The organism is Methylovirgula sp. 4M-Z18 (genome assembly GCF_037890675.1).
Taxonomy (GTDB): domain Bacteria; phylum Pseudomonadota; class Alphaproteobacteria; order Rhizobiales; family Beijerinckiaceae; genus 4M-Z18.
On sequence record NZ_CP149574.1, the window covers coordinates 201,428 to 219,170 of the forward strand.

Here is a 17,743-nt window from a genome sequence, read left to right on the forward strand (position 1 = left end):
GCGACGTGCTGGAGGCAGTTTTCAAACTGAAGGAACAGGGGACATCGGTCCGGACGGAGATGATCGCGGGGATCACGACCTTCCTGACCATGGCCTATATCATCTTCGTCAATCCGGAGATCCTGTCGTCGACCGGCATGGACCGGAATGCGGTGTTCGTGGCGACCTGTCTTGCCGCCGCAACCGGATCGCTGATCATGGGCCTGTTTGCCAATTGGCCGATCGGCATGGCGCCCGGCATGGGCCTCAACGCCTTCTTCGCCTTCGGTGTCGTCGGCGCCATGGGCTTTACCTGGCAGCAGGCCTTGGGCGCGGTCTTCATCTCCGGCAGCGTATTTCTCGTTCTGACCGTGACAGGCGTGCGCCGCTGGCTGGTCGCCGGCATTCCGCATTCTATGCGAAGTGCGATTGCAGCCGGTATCGGCATGTTTCTTGGCATTATCGCGCTGAAGAGCTCCGGCATCATCGTCGGCAACCAGGCGACCTTGGTGACACTCGGCAAGCTCAACCAGCCCGGCACGCTGCTCGCCATCCTCGGCTTCTTCGTGATCGCCGCGCTCGACACACTGAAAGTACGCGGCGCGATCCTGATCGGCATTCTGCTCATCACCGTGCTGTCGATGATTGTCGGCGTCAGCACGTTCGGCGGCATCGTCTCGCCGCCGCCGAGCATTCTGCCGACCTTCCTGCAACTCGACATTCCCGGCGCGCTGCATGGCGGATGGCTGAACGTGATCCTGGTCTTCGTGCTGGTCGAAGTGTTCGACGCCACGGGGACGCTGATCGGCGTCGCCAAGCGCGCCGGCCTGATCGCCGACGACAAGCCGAACAATCTCGGCAAGGCCCTGCTCGCCGACAGCAGCGCGATCGTCGCCGGCTCCTTGCTCGGGACCAGCAGCACGACCGCCTATGTGGAGAGCGTGTCGGGCGTGCAGTCCGGTGGGCGCACCGGATTGACGGCCGTCGTCGTCGGCGTGCTGTTCCTCGCCTCGTTGTTCTTCTCGCCGCTGGCGGGGGCCGTGCCGGTCTATGCGACCGCGCCTGCGCTGCTCTATGTCGCCTGTCTGATGATGCGCGAACTCCTTGAGATCGATTGGCAGGACATTACCGAGGCGGCGCCGTCCGCGCTGACCGCCCTGATGATGCCCTTCACCTATTCGATCGCCAACGGCCTCGCCTTCGGCTTCATCAGCTATGCGGTTATGAAAGCGCTGACGGGCCGGCCGCGTGAGCTGCATCTGGCAACCGGTCTGGTCGCTGTCCTGTTCGTCATCCGCTTCGCCTTCTTCGTCTAAGCGCGAAGACGTTGCCATAACGAAAATGCCCGCTGTTCAGCGGGCATTTTTTTGAGCTTTGAGAGCTGACCTGGCTGTTGTTTACGCAGCAGCTTCCGCCGCCTTGGCCGCCGCAGCCGCGCGCTCCTGCGCCTTCTTCTTCGGCTTGGCCTTTTCCGGATTGTTGCGGGCTTCGCGCTTCAACACGCCGAGGTCGTCGAGCAGGCGGGTGACGCGGTCGGTCGGCTGGGCGCCCTTGGCGATCCATTCCTTGGCCTTTTCCACGTCGAGCACGAGGCGCGCCGCATCTTCCTTGGCCTTCAGCGGGTCAAAGGTGCCGAGCTTCTCGATGAAGCGGCCGTCGCGCGGCATGCGCGAGTCGGCGACAACGACGCGGTAGAATGGACGCTTCTTGGCGCCGCCGCGGGAGAGACGAATTTTCAGGGACATGTATTTTCCTTTCGATAAGAGATTACTGGAGGACAGGCCGCAGGAATGAGCGCTCGTAGCTCACGATGCAGCGGTTGCTTTCGGCAAATGCAAATGCGGCCTGACACTCAGGGTCATTTGCCATATTCTGACGGTACGTTTCGTAAGCCGCCAAACTCGGAAAACTGAACAAAGCGAAGGCGATATTGTTGGCGCCTTCGGCGGGCAGAAAATAGCCGTGGTGTTCGCCGCCAAGGCGACTGACCAGCGGAATCCACATTTTGGCGTAAGCTTCGAACTCCGCCAATTTATACGGATCGATCACATAGCGCAGATGGCAGGTAATCACCGGCACCTCACTTCTTCTTGCCGAACGGGTTGAACCCGCCGAGGCCAGGCAGACCGCCAAGGCCGGGGAGTTTGCTTGTGCCCAAACCCGGCAGGCCGGGCTTCGGCGCGAACGCGCCGGGCGGCGGTGCGTCGGGGAGCTTCGGCATGTCGGGCATTTTGCCGCCCATCTGCTGTTGCAAGGCTTCGAGCTGTTCCGGGGTCGGCTGCGGCATGCCGCTGCCGAGGCCGAAGGCGCGCGCCATATTGGCGAGCGGGCCTTTTTTCGCGCCGCCGAGCGCCTTCATCATATCGGCCATCTGGCGGTGCTGCTTCAGGAGCTTGTTGACGTCCTCGACCTTCATGCCGGAACCGGCCGCGATGCGCTTCTTGCGCGAGGCTTTCAGGACGTCGGGGTTGCGGCGCTCTTCCGGCGTCATCGACAGGATGATGGCGCGCTGGCGCTTGATGACTTTGTCGTCGACCTTGGCGAGCTGCTCCTTCATCTTGGCGATGCCGGGCAGCATGCCCATCACGCCGCCAAGACCGCCGAGTTTTTCCATCTGCGCGAGCTGTTCCGCCATGTCGGCGAGGTCGAACTTGCCCTTGCGCATCCGCTCGGCGATTTTCTGCGCCTTTTCCGCGTCCAGCGTCGCCGCCGCCTTTTCGACCAGCGAGACGATGTCGCCCATGCCGAGAATGCGGTTGGCGATGCGCGCCGGATGGAAATCCTCGAGCGCATCGATCTTTTCACCCGTGCCGATCAGCTTGATCGGCTTGCCGGTGACGGCGCGCATCGAGAGCGCGGCGCCGCCGCGGCCGTCGCCGTCGACGCGGGTCAGCACGATGCCGGTGATGCCGACGCGGTCGTCGAAGCTTTTGGCGAGATTGACCGCGTCCTGGCCGGTCAGGCTGTCGGCGACGAGCAGGATCTCGTGCGGCCGACCGACGGCCTTGATTTCCGCCATCTCGACCATCAGCGGCTCGTCGATATGGGTGCGGCCGGCGGTGTCGAGCATCACCACGTCATAGCCCTGCAGACGCGCGGTCTCCTCGGCGCGGCGGGCGATCTGCACCGGCGTCTGGCCGGCGACGATGGGGAGCGTGTCGATGCCGGTCTGGCGGCCGAGCACGGCGAGCTGTTCCTGCGCGGCCGGGCGCTTCACGTCGAGCGAGGCCATGAGCACGCGCTTCTTGAAGCGGTCGGTCAGGCGCTTGGCGATTTTGGCGGTGGTGGTCGTCTTACCGGCGCCCTGCAGGCCGACCATCATGATCGCGACCGGCGGATTGGCGTCGAGATTGATCGGATCGGCATCGGCGCCGAGGGTTTCGACCAGCACGTCGTTGACGATCTTCACGACCATCTGGCCGGGCGTGACCGATTTGACGACATTGGCGCCGATCGCCCGCTCGCGCACCTTGTCGGTGAAGGAGCGCACGACGTCGAGCGCGACGTCCGCCTCGAGCAAGGCCCGGCGGATTTCGCGCATGGCCGCATTCACGTCGTTCTCGGTGAGAGCGCCGCGGCGGGTCAGACTATCGAATATGCCAGAGAGCTTTTCGGAAAGGCCCTCGAACATGGCGGTGCTCCAATTTGTTGAGCATTTTCCAGAAAAGTTGTTCGACTTTTCGGTTAAGAAAATGCGACAAAACAATAACTTAGAGAAATTTCCCGGTTTTGGAAGAACGGAAAATTGCTCTAACCTCAAACCGCATATCCAAAGCAAAGCGCGCCCGAGGGCGAATATCGCTGTCGGGCGGGGACCGCTGGCCTCATGGGGCCACGTCGGCGGCTAGCAATGGACACTCGGTTGAGAGAGTTGCGCGGCTTTTAGGCGGGTTGGGGGGCGGAGTCAAGGAAAAGCCGCCCCTAAGGCCGCATGCTCAGGTCCTGATCCTGGAGCCCGTCGGTCCCGTGCAATTCCAGTTTCAGCCGAATCACGATATGATCCAACCCCGGCGCCGTCCACGCCTCCCCCCTCCATTCGGGAAAGCATGTTTCCTGCAGGACGATTGAGCGATCAGACCGACTGTTCGAGCCCGCGGCATAAGGAGGGGTTGCAAAAATGGCTCGCGATAGGAGGTTTTCATGAAACTATCCGCGCCCATCTCCCGTTTGAAGCGCCAAGCCAAGCGCGTTTCCCGCACCGAAAATATCCCCCTGCACGCCGCACTCGATCAGATTGCCGCGGAGGAAGGCCAGAGCGGCTGGAGCGTGCTCGCGGCCAAAGCATCCAAACACTCGCCGGCCAATCAATTGCTTTCGCATCTCGCCCATGGCGACATGGTGCTACTGGGTGCCCGACCCGGCCAGGGCAAGACGCTGCTCAGCCTGGAACTCGCGTTGGAGGCCGCGAAAACCGGCCGGCGCGGCGTGTTCTTCACTCTGGAATATACCGCGAAGGACGTGCAGGAACGGTTGCGGGCCATCGGCGCCGGGACGATGCAAGGCAATCTGCTGTTCACTGCGGATTGCTCCGACGCCATCAGCGCGGATTACATCATGCTGACCCTGGCATCGGCGCCGCGCGGCACGCTCGCCATCGTCGATTATCTGCAACTGCTCGATCAGAAACGCGACACGCCCGCGCTCGAGACGCAAATCCGTGCACTGAGGGACTTTGCCCGCGAGCGCGGCCTCATCCTCGTCTTCATCGCACAAATCGATCGCGCGTTTGAGGCGTCGAAGAAACAGCTTCCCGATTTGCGCGACGTCCGCTTGCCGAATCCTCTCGATTTGAAATTGTTCGACAAGGCGTGTTTCTTGAACAAGGGTGTCGTTCAGGTGCAGGCCGTGCACTGAATGGCTAATGCCGAGTCTTGCTTTTATGGACGCGCCCTCGCTCGCGAGGCGGGGCGTTCGGCTTTGGGACCGGTGCGCTCTTATGCTTCGGCCCCCGACTTGACTGCCGCGTTAAAGGCGCGTTCAGATCGCGACCACTGATTTGTGTCGGATGATTGCGCATCCGGCGATGCTATTCGTTGTGGTTCGTTCACCATGTCATACGGACTTTACAGGCGCGATCCGATATTTGCCGGGAGCTGGTACTTCACCGTCACATGTGGCGGATGCGGTCGCCAAATCCATTTACTCGACGACGTCACAAACGGGCAGAATCCACCAAAGATCAGCGGAGACGGTGAAATCAGTGTCGGATGCCCGTACTGCGCGCATGAAGCGTTGTATCCGGCGACGTCCATGAAATCGGTTCAGGCTAGCGAAAATGTGGACGGCGGTCGTCCTCCTCGCGTGCCAATTTCCAATTCATCCAGAAAGCCACTTCTAAAGTCGCATTCGAAGGCACACGCTACATTCGGCGTTGGATATGTAGAAGATCGACCGCGTGCTGCAGCGATAATCGCAAGAATCATTACCGCATGGGCGGATATTGAAATTCAATGCGCTAGGCTTCTGGCCGAGCTTATGGGCACAAATATTCCAGCCGCCGCCGCCGTCTTCGCCTCTTTAAAAAGCAGCCGAGCCCAAAGTGACGCGCTAGACGCCGCAGCAAAGACAGTCCTTGAAGACAGGGATTATGAGTTGTTTGCCGCGCACATGGCGCGTCGAGCGTCACTTGAAAAAGAACGAAACGATCTTGCACATGGGTGCTTCGGTGTATCTGTCGCCATCCCAAACGACATTATTTGGGTATCCCAAGTTGATTTTATCGCGTTCACTGCAGCCGTTGATCACGACCCACTAGCCATGAGCACTTTTAGACAAAAGCAATTTGTCTATGAGCTTGGTACCTTGGAGCGAATAGCTCAGGAAATCGAAGAATTTTATAATCAACTTGGATCTTTTAGAGGTTATCTTTTTGCTCGGCGAGATCAGTTTGGCGGAGCGCAATTCCGTGCTCAACGATACCACCAACTATGCAGTCAGCCCCATATTCAGCAGGCGCTCGACCGTATTCGAACTGCAAAAAAAACTTCTTAAGCCCCGGCGGAAAGAGATCTCTCAAGGCGGAAACGCTGATCGCTACACTTATATCCGGCTCCACATTTTGGGCAGCTGCGTTAAGGTGATAGTTGCCAACGCAACGCGTCAAGAAGTGCCAAGTTGCCGTCGAAAGAAACTTGTATTTGGGTCCCTGGCTATAAGATCTATATGAGAGGTCAGAAGAATCGAATTTTGTGAGATTTGCATCCGTGGCCCGTTCTCGAACAATTTCGAACCCCTACTATTCCGGCCCCGTAACCGATCATTTCGACGGTATCCGCTTTTTCACGCCCGGCCAGCGCATTCGCTTGCTGCGCAAGCGCGAGTTGTTGAAATGGCGGCTCAATCGGCGCAAAAACCCCTGGCCGCGCGAGGCGCCGGCCGCCGTCGATCGGCCACCGCGCTGCGTCGAGGGCGGGGCCTTGCGTGTCAGCTATATCGGCCATGCCAGCGTGCTCGTGCAGACGCAGGAGCTCAATCTGCTGTTCGATCCGGTGTGGTCGGAGCGCGCCAGTCCGTTCCGCTTCGCCGGCCCCAAACGCGTCAACGCGCCGGGCATTGCGATGGAGGATCTGCCGCCGCTCGATGCGATTTTCGTCAGCCACAATCATTACGATCACATGGATGTCGCGACCCTGCAGGCGTTGCGCGCGCGCCATCCCGCCGCGCGGATCATCACCGGGCTCGGCAATGACGTGATTTTGCATCGCCGCGATGCGGCTGTGCGCGCGGAAGCGCATGATTGGGGCACAATTCTGCCCTTGTCCGACGATGTGCGCGTGCATCTCGCGCCGTCCTATCATTGGTCGGCGCGCTGGTTCAACGACCGGCGCATGGCGCTCTGGGCGGCTTTCGTGATCGAGACGCCGGCGGGCGCGATCTATTATATCGGCGATACCGCCTATCACGACGGTGCGCTGTTCCGCGAGATCGGCGCGCGTTTCGGCGACCTGCGCCTCGCGATTTTGCCGATTGGGGCATACGAGCCGCGCGTGCTGATGCGCGACCTGCATGTCAATCCGGCCGAGGCGGTGCGAATTTTCCAGGATTGCGGCGCGCGATTCGCGCTGGCGCACCATTGGGGCACGTTTCCGCTGACCGACGAGGCGATCGACACGCCGCCGCGCGATCTCCAGCGCGCGCTTGCCGCGGCAGGCCTCGCAAAGGAGCTGTTTCAGGTGCGCCGGCCGGGCGGCGTGTTCGACGTGCCGGAGTGACTGCCCGGTATTTCCTTGTGCCGAGGCGGAGCTGCGGGGTAAAGTGGCATATATCAAACCGGGTATACCCAGTTTGATCATCAAGAATGATGAACTTGGCCAAGGCCAAGTTCATATGCATGACGGCTGAGGGAGAGGCGGCTGGGTGACTATTAAACCCGCATTATGCTTCGGCCCTCACGGTGCTATGCTCGACCAAACTTCGCTAAAATGCGTGAGTGGAGGGAGTGGCAAAATGAATTCAGCCAAAGATGACGTGACCACTGGCCGCTGCATGTGCGGTGATGTCCGCTATGAATTCCGCGGCCCGCCTCTCGAAACGGGGCACTGCCACTGCGAAAGCTGTCGGCGGCACACGTCGAGTTCGTTCGTCACTTATATCGTCGTCGACAGGACGTCGTTCCGATACACGAGTGGAAAGCCTGTGATTTATGTTTCCTCGCCTGGTGTCGAACGCGGCCACTGCGGGCGGTGCGGAGCGCCGATCTCGTATGAGAACAAGAGCGAACTGGCTGTCTATGCCTGCACTCTCGATGATCCGAACGAGGTGGCCCCTACGATGCACGTCCGAGCCGACGAGCAGCTCCCGTGGATCGAAATTGCCGACCACCTGCCGCGCTACGAATTTGGCAAGCGTGATACGCCTGTGCGGGTTGGCCCAAGGCTCGAAGTGAAATGACCCACAACCCATTGGCGCATTCAATTCAGAGCCTCGATGCCTTAGCGATCAACCGCTCAACCGAAATATCCAAGTTAAGGCGCTTCGCGAAGGGCCGAACGTTGGCTCAGAGGATGCTCGCTGCCCGCGCGAAAGCTGAGACCGATTTTGCGGCGCATCAGGCGCGTTGGGATGCTGCCGCTAAAGAGATCGGCTATTCGACCGCGTTGCGCGCTGGGCGTGAGGCCGCAGACCGAGTCGAAGCGCTGCTCGAGGCCGTTGCCCAAACACCGGCGATGTCGTTTGTGGGCGTGGCGGCAAAACTCGACGCCGCACTGCGGGAAGGGGAAATATGGGTTAAAGTATCTGCGATTGCGGGCTATCTTGCACCGGAGCCGCTCGCCCGGTCGCATCGCCCTCATCCGCTCGATTTGCTCGGCACCTTCTCCCACAGCATCGCTGTGGGAGAAGGGAACAACCGGCCGCTACTTAATATAAACGTAAATATTCACGTCCAGATTGACGTCGTCCGAGCCGCTGACGTCGTTGACATATTCCTCGATCAGTAGGTTCTGCGCTTCGAGATCTTTCTCGTCGAGATAGGCGGCGATCGCCTCGTAGGTCGAGCTGATTTCGTCATAGGCGCCGTGGTGCTGGAATTTCAGCACCTTGCCGGCCGGCGTCTTGCCGATCTTCACGTCCGGCGACAGTTCGGTTTTGCCCTCGGGCGCCGATTCGAGCAGGATCAGCGCCTCGTAGCGGAAGCCTTTGTCGTCGGTGTCGAGGAAGAGGGCCATCGGCCGGCCGATCGCTTTCAAGCCCGCCTTGTCGAGTTCGCCACGTACCTGCTTGAAGCCGTCCTGCAGCTTGGTGTAGCCCTCGTCCCAGGTGGCCGAGCCGGAGACATAGGCCATCGGCTGCTCGGCCATGGTGATGCTTTGCACGGCCGAGGCGTCGCTCGCAGCCTTGTTCGGATCTTCTGCGGGCTGCTGCGGCACTTTGGCCGAATCGTTCGGCGTCGTCGGCGCGATCGTCACCGGCGGGGCCGGGGTCGGCTGGGCAGGAGGCGTCGTCGTGGCCGCCGCCGGCGGGGTTGCGGGCGCGGCGGGGGCTGGTGTCGCGGGAGCCGGCGTCGCAGGGGTGGCGGCCGGATTATCGGTCGTCGTTTGTGCCTGGGCGATTGGGGCGGCGAGGCTCAAGCACAGGCCGAGAATGGCCATGCGGCCGATTTGCTTGAGCGATGTGACAAAGGCCATCAGTAAGCTCCAAATTCCTTAATCCACCGCGCCCCACGGACGAATCTCTCATATCTATTTGACCTTTTTGCATCGGAAAGCCAAGGGGCGGCCCGGTTCGAGGTCCGCGTCAAACTGGTCCTCGCCTTGGAAATCCGCTATAGACGCGCCATATCCCCTTCGCACATGTCGCGTTCGAATAGGTTTTAACATGTCCAGTCCGCTCGCGGGCCGCCCGTTTTACAAGATGAATGGTGCCGGTAACGAAATTGTCGTGCTCGATTTGCGTGGCACCAATCTCACCGTTGCGCCGCATGAGGCGCGCGCCATCGGCCGCGGGCCGGGACTCCTGTTCGATCAATTGATGGTGATCCACGATTCCCGTACCCCGGGCGCCGAGGCTTTCGTCAAGATTTACAACATCGACGGCTCGGAAGCCGAAGCCTGCGGCAATGGCACGCGCTGCGTCGCCTGGGTGATGACGCCCGGCACGCAAACCCGCGCTTTTGCGGTCGAGACGGTCGCCGGCCTGCTCGAATGCGCCCGCGAGGGAGATTGGTCCTTCACCGTCGACATGGGCCTGCCGCGCTTCGAGTGGCAGCAGATCCCGCTGAGCCGGCCCGAGCCCGACGCAAAGGCGATCGATCTGACTTGCGGCCCGATCGGCGGCAAGATTTTGCAAAATCCGTCCGTCGCCAATATGGGCAATCCGCACGCGATTTTCTGGGTCGAGGATGTCGAAGCCTATGATCTCTCCGCCTTCGGCCCGAAGCTCGAACACGATCCGATCTTTCCGCAAAAGGCCAATATCTCGCTCGCCCATGTGGTGAGCCGCGACCATATCGTCCTGAAGGTCTGGGAACGCGGCGTCGGCTTGACCCGCGCCTGCGGTTCGGCGGCCTGTGCCGCGGCGGTCTCGGCGGCGCGCAACGGCGTCACGGGACGCGAAGTGCGCGTGACGCTGCCCGGCGGCGATCTTCTCATCGACTGGCGTGCCGACGACCATGTGATGATGACCGGCCCGGTCGAACTCGAATTCGAGGGCACGTTCGATCCCGCCCTGTTTGCGGACGAAATGGTGTGAGCGCGCCGCGCGCTCCCGCGGTGCAGGGCTTCGGCTGCCGTGTCAATATGATCGAGACGGAAACGATCCGGCAGGCGCTCGAGGCCCACGGGCGCGACGATCTCGTGGTCATCAATACCTGCGCCGTCACCGCCGAGGCGGTGCGGCAGGCAAAACAAGCTATCCGCCGCGCGCACCGCGACCAGCCGCAAGCGCAGATCATCGTCACCGGCTGCGCCGCGCAATCCGAGCCCGAAACATTTGCCGCCATGCCGGAAGTCGCGCAGGTGATCGGCAACGACGTGAAACTCAAGCCGGAGACCTGGGCCCGCGATTTCGGCACGGACACGCAAGAGCGTGTGCGGGTGAACGACATCATGGCTGTGCGGGAAACCGCCGCGCCGTTCTTGGAAGGGTTCGACGGCCATACCCGAGCTTTCGTGCAGGTGCAGACGGGCTGCGATCATCGCTGCACCTTCTGCGTCATTCCGTTCGGCCGCGGCAATTCGCGCTCGGTGCCGATGGGCGATGCAGTGACGCAAATCGCGCGATTGGTCGAGCGCGGCTACCGCGAGGTCGTGCTCACCGGTATCGACATCACCTCCTATGGCGCCGATCTGCCGGGCGCGCCGAAACTCGGCCGTCTGGTCAAACATATCCTGCGGCAGGTGCCGCACCTGCAGCGGCTGCGCATCTCCTCGATCGATTCGGTCGAGGCCGATGACGATCTCATCGATGCGCTGGCAAACGATGCGCGCATGATGCCGCATCTGCATCTCTCGCTGCAGGCGGGCGACGATCTGATCCTGAAGCGCATGAAGCGCAGGCACAGCCGCGCCGATGCGGTGCGCTTTTGCGAGCGGATCCGTAAATTGCGGCCCGATATCGTCTTCGGCGCCGATCTCATCGCCGGTTTTCCGACCGAGAGCGAGGAGATGTTCGCGCAATCGCTGGCGCTAATTGATGAGTGCGGCCTCACCCACCTGCACGTCTTCCCCTATTCGCCGCGCCGCGGCACGCCGGCCGCCAAAATGCCGCAAGTGCCGCGCCCCTTGATCAAGGAGCGGGCCAGCCGCCTGCGCGCCCAGGGCGAGGCGGCGATGGGCCGGCATCTTGCCGCCCAGGTCGGCCGCACGGTGGCGGTGCTGATGGAGCGCGGTGGCACGGGCCGCATGGAGGATTTCACGCCGGTCCAGGTGCAAGAGGCGCAGGCCGGCGAGTTGTTGTTGACACAAATCTTGTCACTGCGAAACGGCAAATTATTGGGAGCTCCTGTGGCGCATCTAGTATCTACCTCCGGCCGTGAGAGCCGCGCCATCTAGAGGAAGTTGAAATTTTAGATTAATCAATAGGTTGATGACACTGTCGGGTCGTTGTCGTGGATCTTTATTTCGAATCGCATCAAATTTGGGCACGAAAACGATTCGGTGAAAGGTACGACAATGAACTCCGATGAGGGCCCAAGACATTCGGAAGCCATCGATGATCACGCGCGGCCGCTTACCATTGCAGAAATCGCCAACTTTGTAAGGGCGCAGCGCGAAGCAAATGGCTGGTCTCAAGAGACGCTCGCTGAAATATCCCGCCTTAATGTAAGGACAATTCAGCGTGTGGAAGACGGTCAGCCGAGCAGTGTCGACACTAGGCGCGCGCTCGCTAGTGCATTTGGATTCTCGGATATCGATTTTTTTTCCAAGCCGATGCCTGTTCCAGACGAGGTAACGATCAGGAAATTGGTCGAGGAGTGCCGTCGCCTGCAAACAGAGAGAGAACACCTCCAAGAGCAATTGATATCTTTGAGTAAACAAGCAGAGGCTTCGCAGGCGATGCTCAACATAGTAGCCGCTCGCGACATCCGATGGCTACATGTTGTTAGGACAACATTAGTGCCAAAACAGCCCGGCCGAGTTCCTTTTCATAACGCCACTGAGATTGCTCTTCGCGGCTATCATTGCAGCATGCGGCATAAGCCTATTTTGGATCGGGTAACATGGTCGCTACTCGCGTATAGCGAAGGTGGACTCCATCGAGGTTATCACGCGGGTTTGATTTTCACGGGTAGCCACTTTGCCCCGGGTGTTACAATTGCGCATCGTGTCAAAGGTGCCCCGACTAACGGTGCTCCGGACGCCAGCAATATTTGGCAGCAACCAAACATTTGTTTCGGCGATTATCTGGAACTTGCGGCCAGTACTGAGGTAGATGGTCCAGTTTCATGGCGTCGAATGGAATTTTGCGTGCGGAGTCCCGAGGGGTACATCTCCGACTGGGTCGATTTTTCTTATACTTTTGATGATGAAAAGCTACATGCGGACATGCAGAGGCTTTGCTCTGTGGGCGAAACTTTATTGAACGATGGGCAGGCCGCCGCCGCCGTCGAACCTTTGCGGCGATCATGGATAATATCACGGGCGTTGTTTGGATGGGGGTCGGATGAATATGTGCGGCATGAGGCCATTTGGAAGCGGGCGCTAGAGCAGGCAGCGTTAGATAAGCTCCGCTTTCGCGAAGGCGTAGATCTGCGGGTAGTCGCAGGGCCACACGAAGGCAAATCTGGAAAAGTTATTCGCATTTTTCCGCATCATTTCCATGCTTATCTCATCAGCGCCGGCAGTGAGGAGATACAGGCCGCTGATGAGCAAGTGGAGGCGATTTGAGTTGAACAGATCCGCTCCAGCAAAAATAATCAAAACCGCACCCTGCGCGTGAATGCACTCGAGGCGGGCCCGCTGATCGGCGCGCCGCATGTGGCCGCGTAGTTAGAGCATTTTCCAGAAAAGTTGCGCGACTTTTCGGTTAAGAAGATGCTCTACACGTTCGGCCCGATCGGTGAGGTCGCGCCGGGGCCGAGCGAGCGCTGGACCATGACGCTGTCCGACCATTTGCCGTAGCGATAGGCCACGCCCGGCAGGAGCCCGACCCGGGCGAAGCCGAAGCTTTCGTGCAGCCCCAGCGACGCCTTGTTCTCGGCATCGATATAGCCGATCATTTGCCGGAATCCGGCGGCGGCGCAGGCGCCGATCAGTTCCTGCATCAGCAACCTTCCGACGCCGCGCCCCAAGTGGTCGTGATGCACATAGATCGAGTGCTTCACCGTGAACCGGTAGGCCGGGCGTTTGCGGAACAACACGACATAAGCATAGCCGACGACCATACCGCCGCGGGTCGCCACGAGATGCGGCAGCTTGCGGTCGCGCAGGTTCTTGCGCCGGTCGCGCAGGTCGTCTGGTTGCGGCGCCCCCATGTCCGCGACATGGGCTTCGATGCCGCGGCGGATATGGTGGCGATAGATGGCGAGCATCGGCTCGACATCGGTATCCCGCGAGGGGCGGATGAGGATAGGTAGTTCGGTGTCCATTTGTCGTCGCGATCCTCAACCCTGTATTTGTTCGCTGACGACGTAAGTAAACAATCGCACCTTTCCAGTCGAATCGGTCTCGCGATAGAGGCCCTGGATTTCCACGTCGAAGCCGGGGAACGTGTTGAAGCACGCTTCGAACATCTGCAGATAGGCGATCATCGGTTTCGCCCGATCGGTGATCCGCTCGCCAGGGACGATGGTGGCGATGCCGGGCGGATAGACGACGAAGGGCGTCGCGGCGATACGGCCCGCAATGGCGTCGATCGGCAGATAATCGACGTCGTTGCGCACGAGGCAGCGCGCCGCATCATGCGGCGACATCGCCATTTCCGGCAGGTGCTCGGCCGAAAACTGCCTGGCCTGCAGGCCGCTGATGTCGTGATCGCGGAAGAAGCGGTGCATGTCGCCGCACAGATCGCGCAACCGCACGCCGGCATAACGACCCGGCCGGCGCCGATAGAATTCTGGGATCGCCTCTTCCAGCAACGCATTGTCGTCGTGCAGCTTCTTGAACGCGACGAGCCCGCTGATCAGCGTGCCGGCCTTGCTGGCCTCGACGCCCGGCGTCAGCAGGAACAGGAGCGAGTTGAGGTCGTTCTTTTCGGCGACGATCCGGTTCTCGCGCAGGAACTGGGCGACGACCGGGGCGGGGATGCCGTGGTCGGCATAGGTGCCGGTCTCGCGATCGAAGCCCGGCGTCAGCAGGGTCAGCTTGTTGGGGTCGGTCATGGCGAAGCCCGGCTCCATCTGGGTGAAGCCGTGCCAACCCGCGTCGGGCGCGAATTGCCAATAGGTCGGATTGCTCGCAAGCTGGTCGGTTGCAACCATCTCCCAGGCGACGTCGTGGACCGCGCCTTCGTGCGAGGCGTCCGAAATCGTCACCCGGTCCGGCACGAAGGGCTCGAAGAACCAGCGCCGCTCGGGCCGGGTCTCGCGCTCCTCGAATTCGCGGCGGACGGCCCGGATCTTCTTGCGCAATTCGATGCCGAGCCGGATCGTATCGTCCCACAGCACTTCGCCGGAGCGCCCCTTCATCATCTGCGCGCCGACGTCGAGCGACGCGAACAGCGGATAGAACGGCGAGGTCGAGGCATATTGCATGAAGCTCTCGTTGAAGCGCCGGTGCTCGACGCGGCGCTTCTGGCCCTTGATATGCCGGTCCTTGATGTGAATCTGCGACGCTTGCGAGAAGCTGGCCAATTGCTTGTGCGTCGATTGGGTCGCGATAATGCCCGGCGAATCGGGCCCGAGGTTCGAGAGACCCATCGCGAAGCGACCCGCATAGAGCGGGTGGAATTTCATGAAGCCGGCCCAAGCTTCGTCGAACAGGATATATTCGCACAGGTGTCCGATGCGATCGAGGATCATCTGCGCATTGTGGATCGTCCCGTCATAGGTGCATTGCTCGACGACGGCGACGCGGAACGGGCGCGGCTTCTTCCAGGCGTCCGGGTCCTTGACGAGGGGATTGGTGCGGATGCGCTCGCGCAGGGCCGTCTCGTCGAACGTGTCCCAGCGCATCGGGCCGATGAGGCCCCAAGCATTGCGGGCCGTCGGGATATAGATCGGAATGCCGCCGGAGATCAGCAGCGCGCCGTGATGCGCGGCCTTATGATTGTTGCGGTCGAACAGCACGAGGTCGTCGTCGGTGACCAACGCGGCGAGCACCACCTTGTTGGAAGTCGAAGTGCCGTTCAGGACGAAATAGGTCTTTTCCGCGCCGAAGATCTGTGCCGCTTCCTTCTGCGCCTTCAGGGCTGGCCCTTCATGGGTCAAAAGGTCGCCCAAATCGAGCACCGAATTGTCGAGGTCGTCGCGGAAGACGGACTCGCCCAGATGCTCCATGAAGACGCGGCCGATCGGGCTGCGGCTGTAGAACACGCCGCCGTTGTGGCCCGGGCAGGTCCACAGATGGTTGCCTTCCTCGGCATAATCGACCAGCGCGCCGAAGAACGGCGTCTTCAGCGTCTCGGCATATTGCTTCAGCCGGCTGATCAGGCTCTTGGCAATGAAGGGCGGCGTTTCTTCCGACAGGAAGATGTAGCCGTCGATGAAGTCGAGCACCTCGACCGGCACGTCCTCGAAGCGCTTGCGCCGGATCAGCAGAAGGATCGGGAAGTCGAGGCCGCGCCGTCGCATGAGATTGATCAGCGAAGCTGTCTTGCCTTCCAGCCCCTTCTTGCCCCAGTCGACCACCATGCAGCCGATGGCGGCGTCGGTCTTGACCGCAATTTCGGCGTCTTCGAGCTTGCGGGCCTTGACGACCTCGAAGCCCGACCGCTCGATTTCTTCGATGATCTGGTTGTACCGGATCCCTTCGAGATCGTCGGCCTCGAAGTTTGGTGTCGCGAACAGAAAGGTAAAGCGCCTGAAGTAGTCCATGCTGGCCCCGTAGATGTTGGCCGTGATTAGTTGGCGAGTTTTGTGACAATTAGACGACAAGTTGCCGCAGGAGGGAGCAACATTGGGCTCGATGCGGGGAACGGCGCCGCAGCCGCGTATTGCAACGTCTGCTTCGGAGGCGAAGCGATCGCAAGTGGATAGGGTGGGCGCGAAGCGGACATGTTCCTGACGCTGATTCGAAGACCGCTTGCTACATTGCCGCGACATCGGAGGCAACGGCGTGGCGCTGATTATTATGCCACAGATCTTTGAAGCGGGATGACGTTCCGCGGCGAACAGCGCGCTGATTGACGTCGTGATCTCGGCTCGGCCAGACCCTAAAGTTTTTTCTTGTTCTTTTCGAGATACATAACTTCGTCCGCTCTCTGCAACAACCCTTCGAACGAGTGCACGCCGTCCCAGGTGCACGCGACGATCCCGATGCTCATCGCCAAATCGATATTCTCTTCCCGGCTGATCCGTTCGATATTCGCCTGCAGGCGGCTGCGCAGCTGTTCGATCCCGCCTTCGTAATTCGTCACCAGCACGGCGAATTCGTCCCCGCCCAGGCGGGCGACGGTGTCGGTCGCGCGGAAGCTGGCTCTGAGCGCTCTCGCGCCACCTCTGATCAGCCGGTCCCCGGCCTGGTGCCCGAACGTGTCGTTCACGCGCTTGAGACCGTCCAAATCCGCAAACAGCATCATGACCGGCTGCCGCGACCGGGCCGCGACGCGGAAATCGTGTTCGCCGAACGTCATGAACCCGCGCCGGTTGTGCAGTCCCGTCAGGTCGTCGGTCAGGGAAAGGCGGCGGACCTCTTCCTCCGCCTTCTTGCGTTCCTGCACTTCGTGGTGCAGTTGGCGATTGGCTTCGGCCAATTCAGCCGTCCGGTGGTCCACCCGTTGTTCCAACTCGGCGAACAATTGCACATGTTCCATGGCGACGGCGGTCGTGTCGGCCAGCGCCTGCAGAATGGCGATCTGCTCCGCCGGCGGGCGGTAAACTTTGGCCCAATAATTGCCGATTGCGCCAAGGGGATCGCGCGTGCGGATCGGAACCATGGCCATGCTGCGCACGAAGGTCGGGCGATAGGCATCGACCGGAACGCGCGGATCCTGAAATATGTTCTCAATCACCGTGGATTGCCGGTTCATCATGACCCAGCCGCTGACGCAGGTCTCCAGCGGAAAGCGGGAGCCCTTCCAGAGCGGGCTGATGGCATTTTCCTCGGCGTAGTAGCATTCGTCCCCATCTTTCAGGACGAAAGTGGCGCCGTCCGCGCCAGTCAGGTCCCGCGCCGCGCGCCGCACGATGGCCATGACCCCGGCAAGGTCGCGGGCCAGGGAGAGTTCCTGCACGACGCCGACCAATTCCGCCATCGCGGAAGCGTACCGGCCAGAACGGTCCGTGACGTCGGCGGCAGCGGGATCGATCTTTTTTGCAGCGGCGCTGTTCGTTTGCGTGTCCTGCATCCGTGGCATTTCCTCAGGAGACCAGGCGGAATCAAAGGAGGGCATTTTGTGAACAATCTCACATTTTGCAAAAAAATTCTCTGAATTTTGGACCTTGTGGGCTGCGGAATTGTCGGTGCGTAACCGAACCGCATCGCCTGCGGTCAATGCCGCCGCCCGCTGCCGGGGCTGCGAACTGAGATTAACAAAATGTAAAGGAGCCTCTTTCTTTCTTCCTGCACCCGGAGTTCGGTAAAGACGTGGAGACCGGGTCAAGTCCGGTCATGACGCCCCCCCAAAAGAGACGAATAGACGGTCACTTTTGTCGCGAGTACAACTTGGAAGTGCCGCATTTGAAAACTCAATGAGATAGTGATGCCGATTAGCGTGACGACTGCCGCGG

The 17,743-nt window shown here is 60.8% G+C and carries 16 protein-coding genes; 9 read left to right on the plus strand and 7 right to left on the minus strand.

Going from position 1 to position 17,743, the window contains the following annotated elements:
* Positions 1 to 5 precede the first annotated feature (5 nt).
* Positions 6 to 1,295, plus strand: a complete 1,290-nt coding sequence (locus V9T28_RS00845) for an NCS2 family permease (RefSeq protein ID WP_199500082.1) — start codon at positions 6 to 8, stop codon at positions 1,293 to 1,295.
* Positions 1,296 to 1,376: 81 nt separating this feature from the next.
* Here V9T28_RS00845 and rpsP read toward each other — a convergent pair whose 3' ends face one another.
* Genes rpsP through ffh form a run of 3 tightly spaced genes read right to left on the minus strand, consistent with a single transcriptional unit; the run spans position 1,377 to position 3,610 of the window.
* Entirely contained in the window at positions 1,377 to 1,724 is a 348-nt protein-coding gene (gene rpsP, locus V9T28_RS00850) for a 30S ribosomal protein S16 (protein WP_116400348.1), read from the minus strand.
* A gap of 22 nt (positions 1,725 to 1,746) precedes the next feature.
* Positions 1,747 to 2,052, minus strand: a complete 306-nt coding sequence (locus V9T28_RS00855) for an NIPSNAP family protein (protein ID WP_116400720.1) — start codon at positions 2,050 to 2,052, stop codon at positions 1,747 to 1,749.
* A gap of 7 nt (positions 2,053 to 2,059) precedes the next feature.
* Entirely contained in the window at positions 2,060 to 3,610 is a 1,551-nt protein-coding gene (gene ffh / locus V9T28_RS00860; RefSeq protein WP_116400349.1) for a signal recognition particle protein, read from the minus strand.
* 509 nt (positions 3,611 to 4,119) lie between these two features.
* Here ffh and V9T28_RS00865 point away from each other — a divergent pair.
* The 5 genes from V9T28_RS00865 to V9T28_RS00885 all read left to right on the plus strand — a co-directional run bounded on the left by V9T28_RS00865 (position 4,120) and on the right by V9T28_RS00885 (position 8,417).
* The gene (locus V9T28_RS00865) at positions 4,120 to 4,833 is read left to right on the plus strand and encodes a DNA helicase (RefSeq protein WP_116400350.1); all 714 of its coding nucleotides are present in this window, start codon (positions 4,120 to 4,122) and stop codon (positions 4,831 to 4,833) included.
* A gap of 396 nt (positions 4,834 to 5,229) precedes the next feature.
* Positions 5,230 to 5,970, plus strand: coding sequence for a hypothetical protein (locus V9T28_RS00870; RefSeq protein ID WP_147306420.1), 741 nt, complete (start codon positions 5,230 to 5,232; stop codon positions 5,968 to 5,970).
* Between the two features lie 212 nt (positions 5,971 to 6,182).
* Positions 6,183 to 7,190 carry an MBL fold metallo-hydrolase gene (locus V9T28_RS00875; RefSeq protein WP_199500083.1) on the plus strand — a complete coding sequence of 336 codons (1,008 nt, stop codon included), beginning with the start codon at positions 6,183 to 6,185 and terminating at the stop codon, positions 7,188 to 7,190.
* 235 nt (positions 7,191 to 7,425) lie between these two features.
* Positions 7,426 to 7,869 carry a GFA family protein gene (locus V9T28_RS00880; protein WP_158554765.1) on the plus strand — a complete coding sequence of 148 codons (444 nt, stop codon included), beginning with the start codon at positions 7,426 to 7,428 and terminating at the stop codon, positions 7,867 to 7,869.
* Positions 7,866 to 8,417, plus strand: a complete 552-nt coding sequence (locus V9T28_RS00885; protein ID WP_147306421.1) for a hypothetical protein — start codon at positions 7,866 to 7,868, stop codon at positions 8,415 to 8,417. The genes V9T28_RS00880 and V9T28_RS00885 overlap by 4 nt, the downstream gene beginning before the upstream one ends.
* Here the strand turns inward: V9T28_RS00885 and V9T28_RS00890 are convergent.
* On the minus strand, positions 8,334 to 9,104 hold the full coding sequence (locus V9T28_RS00890; RefSeq protein WP_147306422.1) for a GyrI-like domain-containing protein: 771 nt from the start codon (positions 9,102 to 9,104) through the stop codon (positions 8,334 to 8,336). The two genes, V9T28_RS00885 and V9T28_RS00890, sit on opposite strands and share 84 nt — an antisense overlap.
* Before the next feature lie 190 nt (positions 9,105 to 9,294).
* Between V9T28_RS00890 and dapF the strand changes: the two genes are divergently transcribed.
* The 3 genes from dapF to V9T28_RS00905 all read left to right on the plus strand — a co-directional run bounded on the left by dapF (position 9,295) and on the right by V9T28_RS00905 (position 12,803).
* The gene (dapF, locus tag V9T28_RS00895; RefSeq protein ID WP_116400355.1) at positions 9,295 to 10,167 is read left to right on the plus strand and encodes a diaminopimelate epimerase; all 873 of its coding nucleotides are present in this window, start codon (positions 9,295 to 9,297) and stop codon (positions 10,165 to 10,167) included.
* On the plus strand, positions 10,164 to 11,468 hold the full coding sequence (gene mtaB, locus V9T28_RS00900; protein ID WP_281024250.1) for a tRNA (N(6)-L-threonylcarbamoyladenosine(37)-C(2))-methylthiotransferase MtaB: 1,305 nt from the start codon (positions 10,164 to 10,166) through the stop codon (positions 11,466 to 11,468). Before dapF ends, mtaB begins: the two co-directional genes overlap by 4 nt.
* 105 nt (positions 11,469 to 11,573) lie before the next feature.
* On the plus strand, positions 11,574 to 12,803 hold the full coding sequence (locus V9T28_RS00905; protein ID WP_245424056.1) for a helix-turn-helix domain-containing protein: 1,230 nt from the start codon (positions 11,574 to 11,576) through the stop codon (positions 12,801 to 12,803).
* A gap of 152 nt (positions 12,804 to 12,955) precedes the next feature.
* On the opposite strand, the gene V9T28_RS00910 is transcribed toward V9T28_RS00905, so the two are convergent.
* The 3 genes from V9T28_RS00910 to V9T28_RS00920 form a co-directional block, all read right to left on the minus strand.
* Positions 12,956 to 13,504 (minus strand): GNAT family N-acetyltransferase, encoded by a 549-nt coding sequence (locus V9T28_RS00910; RefSeq protein WP_116400357.1) that lies wholly within the window; start codon positions 13,502 to 13,504, stop codon positions 12,956 to 12,958.
* A gap of 15 nt (positions 13,505 to 13,519) precedes the next feature.
* Positions 13,520 to 15,889 carry an Orn/Lys/Arg family decarboxylase gene (locus V9T28_RS00915; RefSeq protein ID WP_116400358.1) on the minus strand — a complete coding sequence of 790 codons (2,370 nt, stop codon included), beginning with the start codon at positions 15,887 to 15,889 and terminating at the stop codon, positions 13,520 to 13,522.
* 338 nt (positions 15,890 to 16,227) lie between these two features.
* A complete protein-coding gene (locus tag V9T28_RS00920) occupies positions 16,228 to 17,361 on the minus strand; it encodes a GGDEF domain-containing protein (RefSeq protein WP_199500085.1) in 1,134 nt (377 codons plus the stop codon).
* Positions 17,362 to 17,743: the final 382 nt, after the last annotated feature.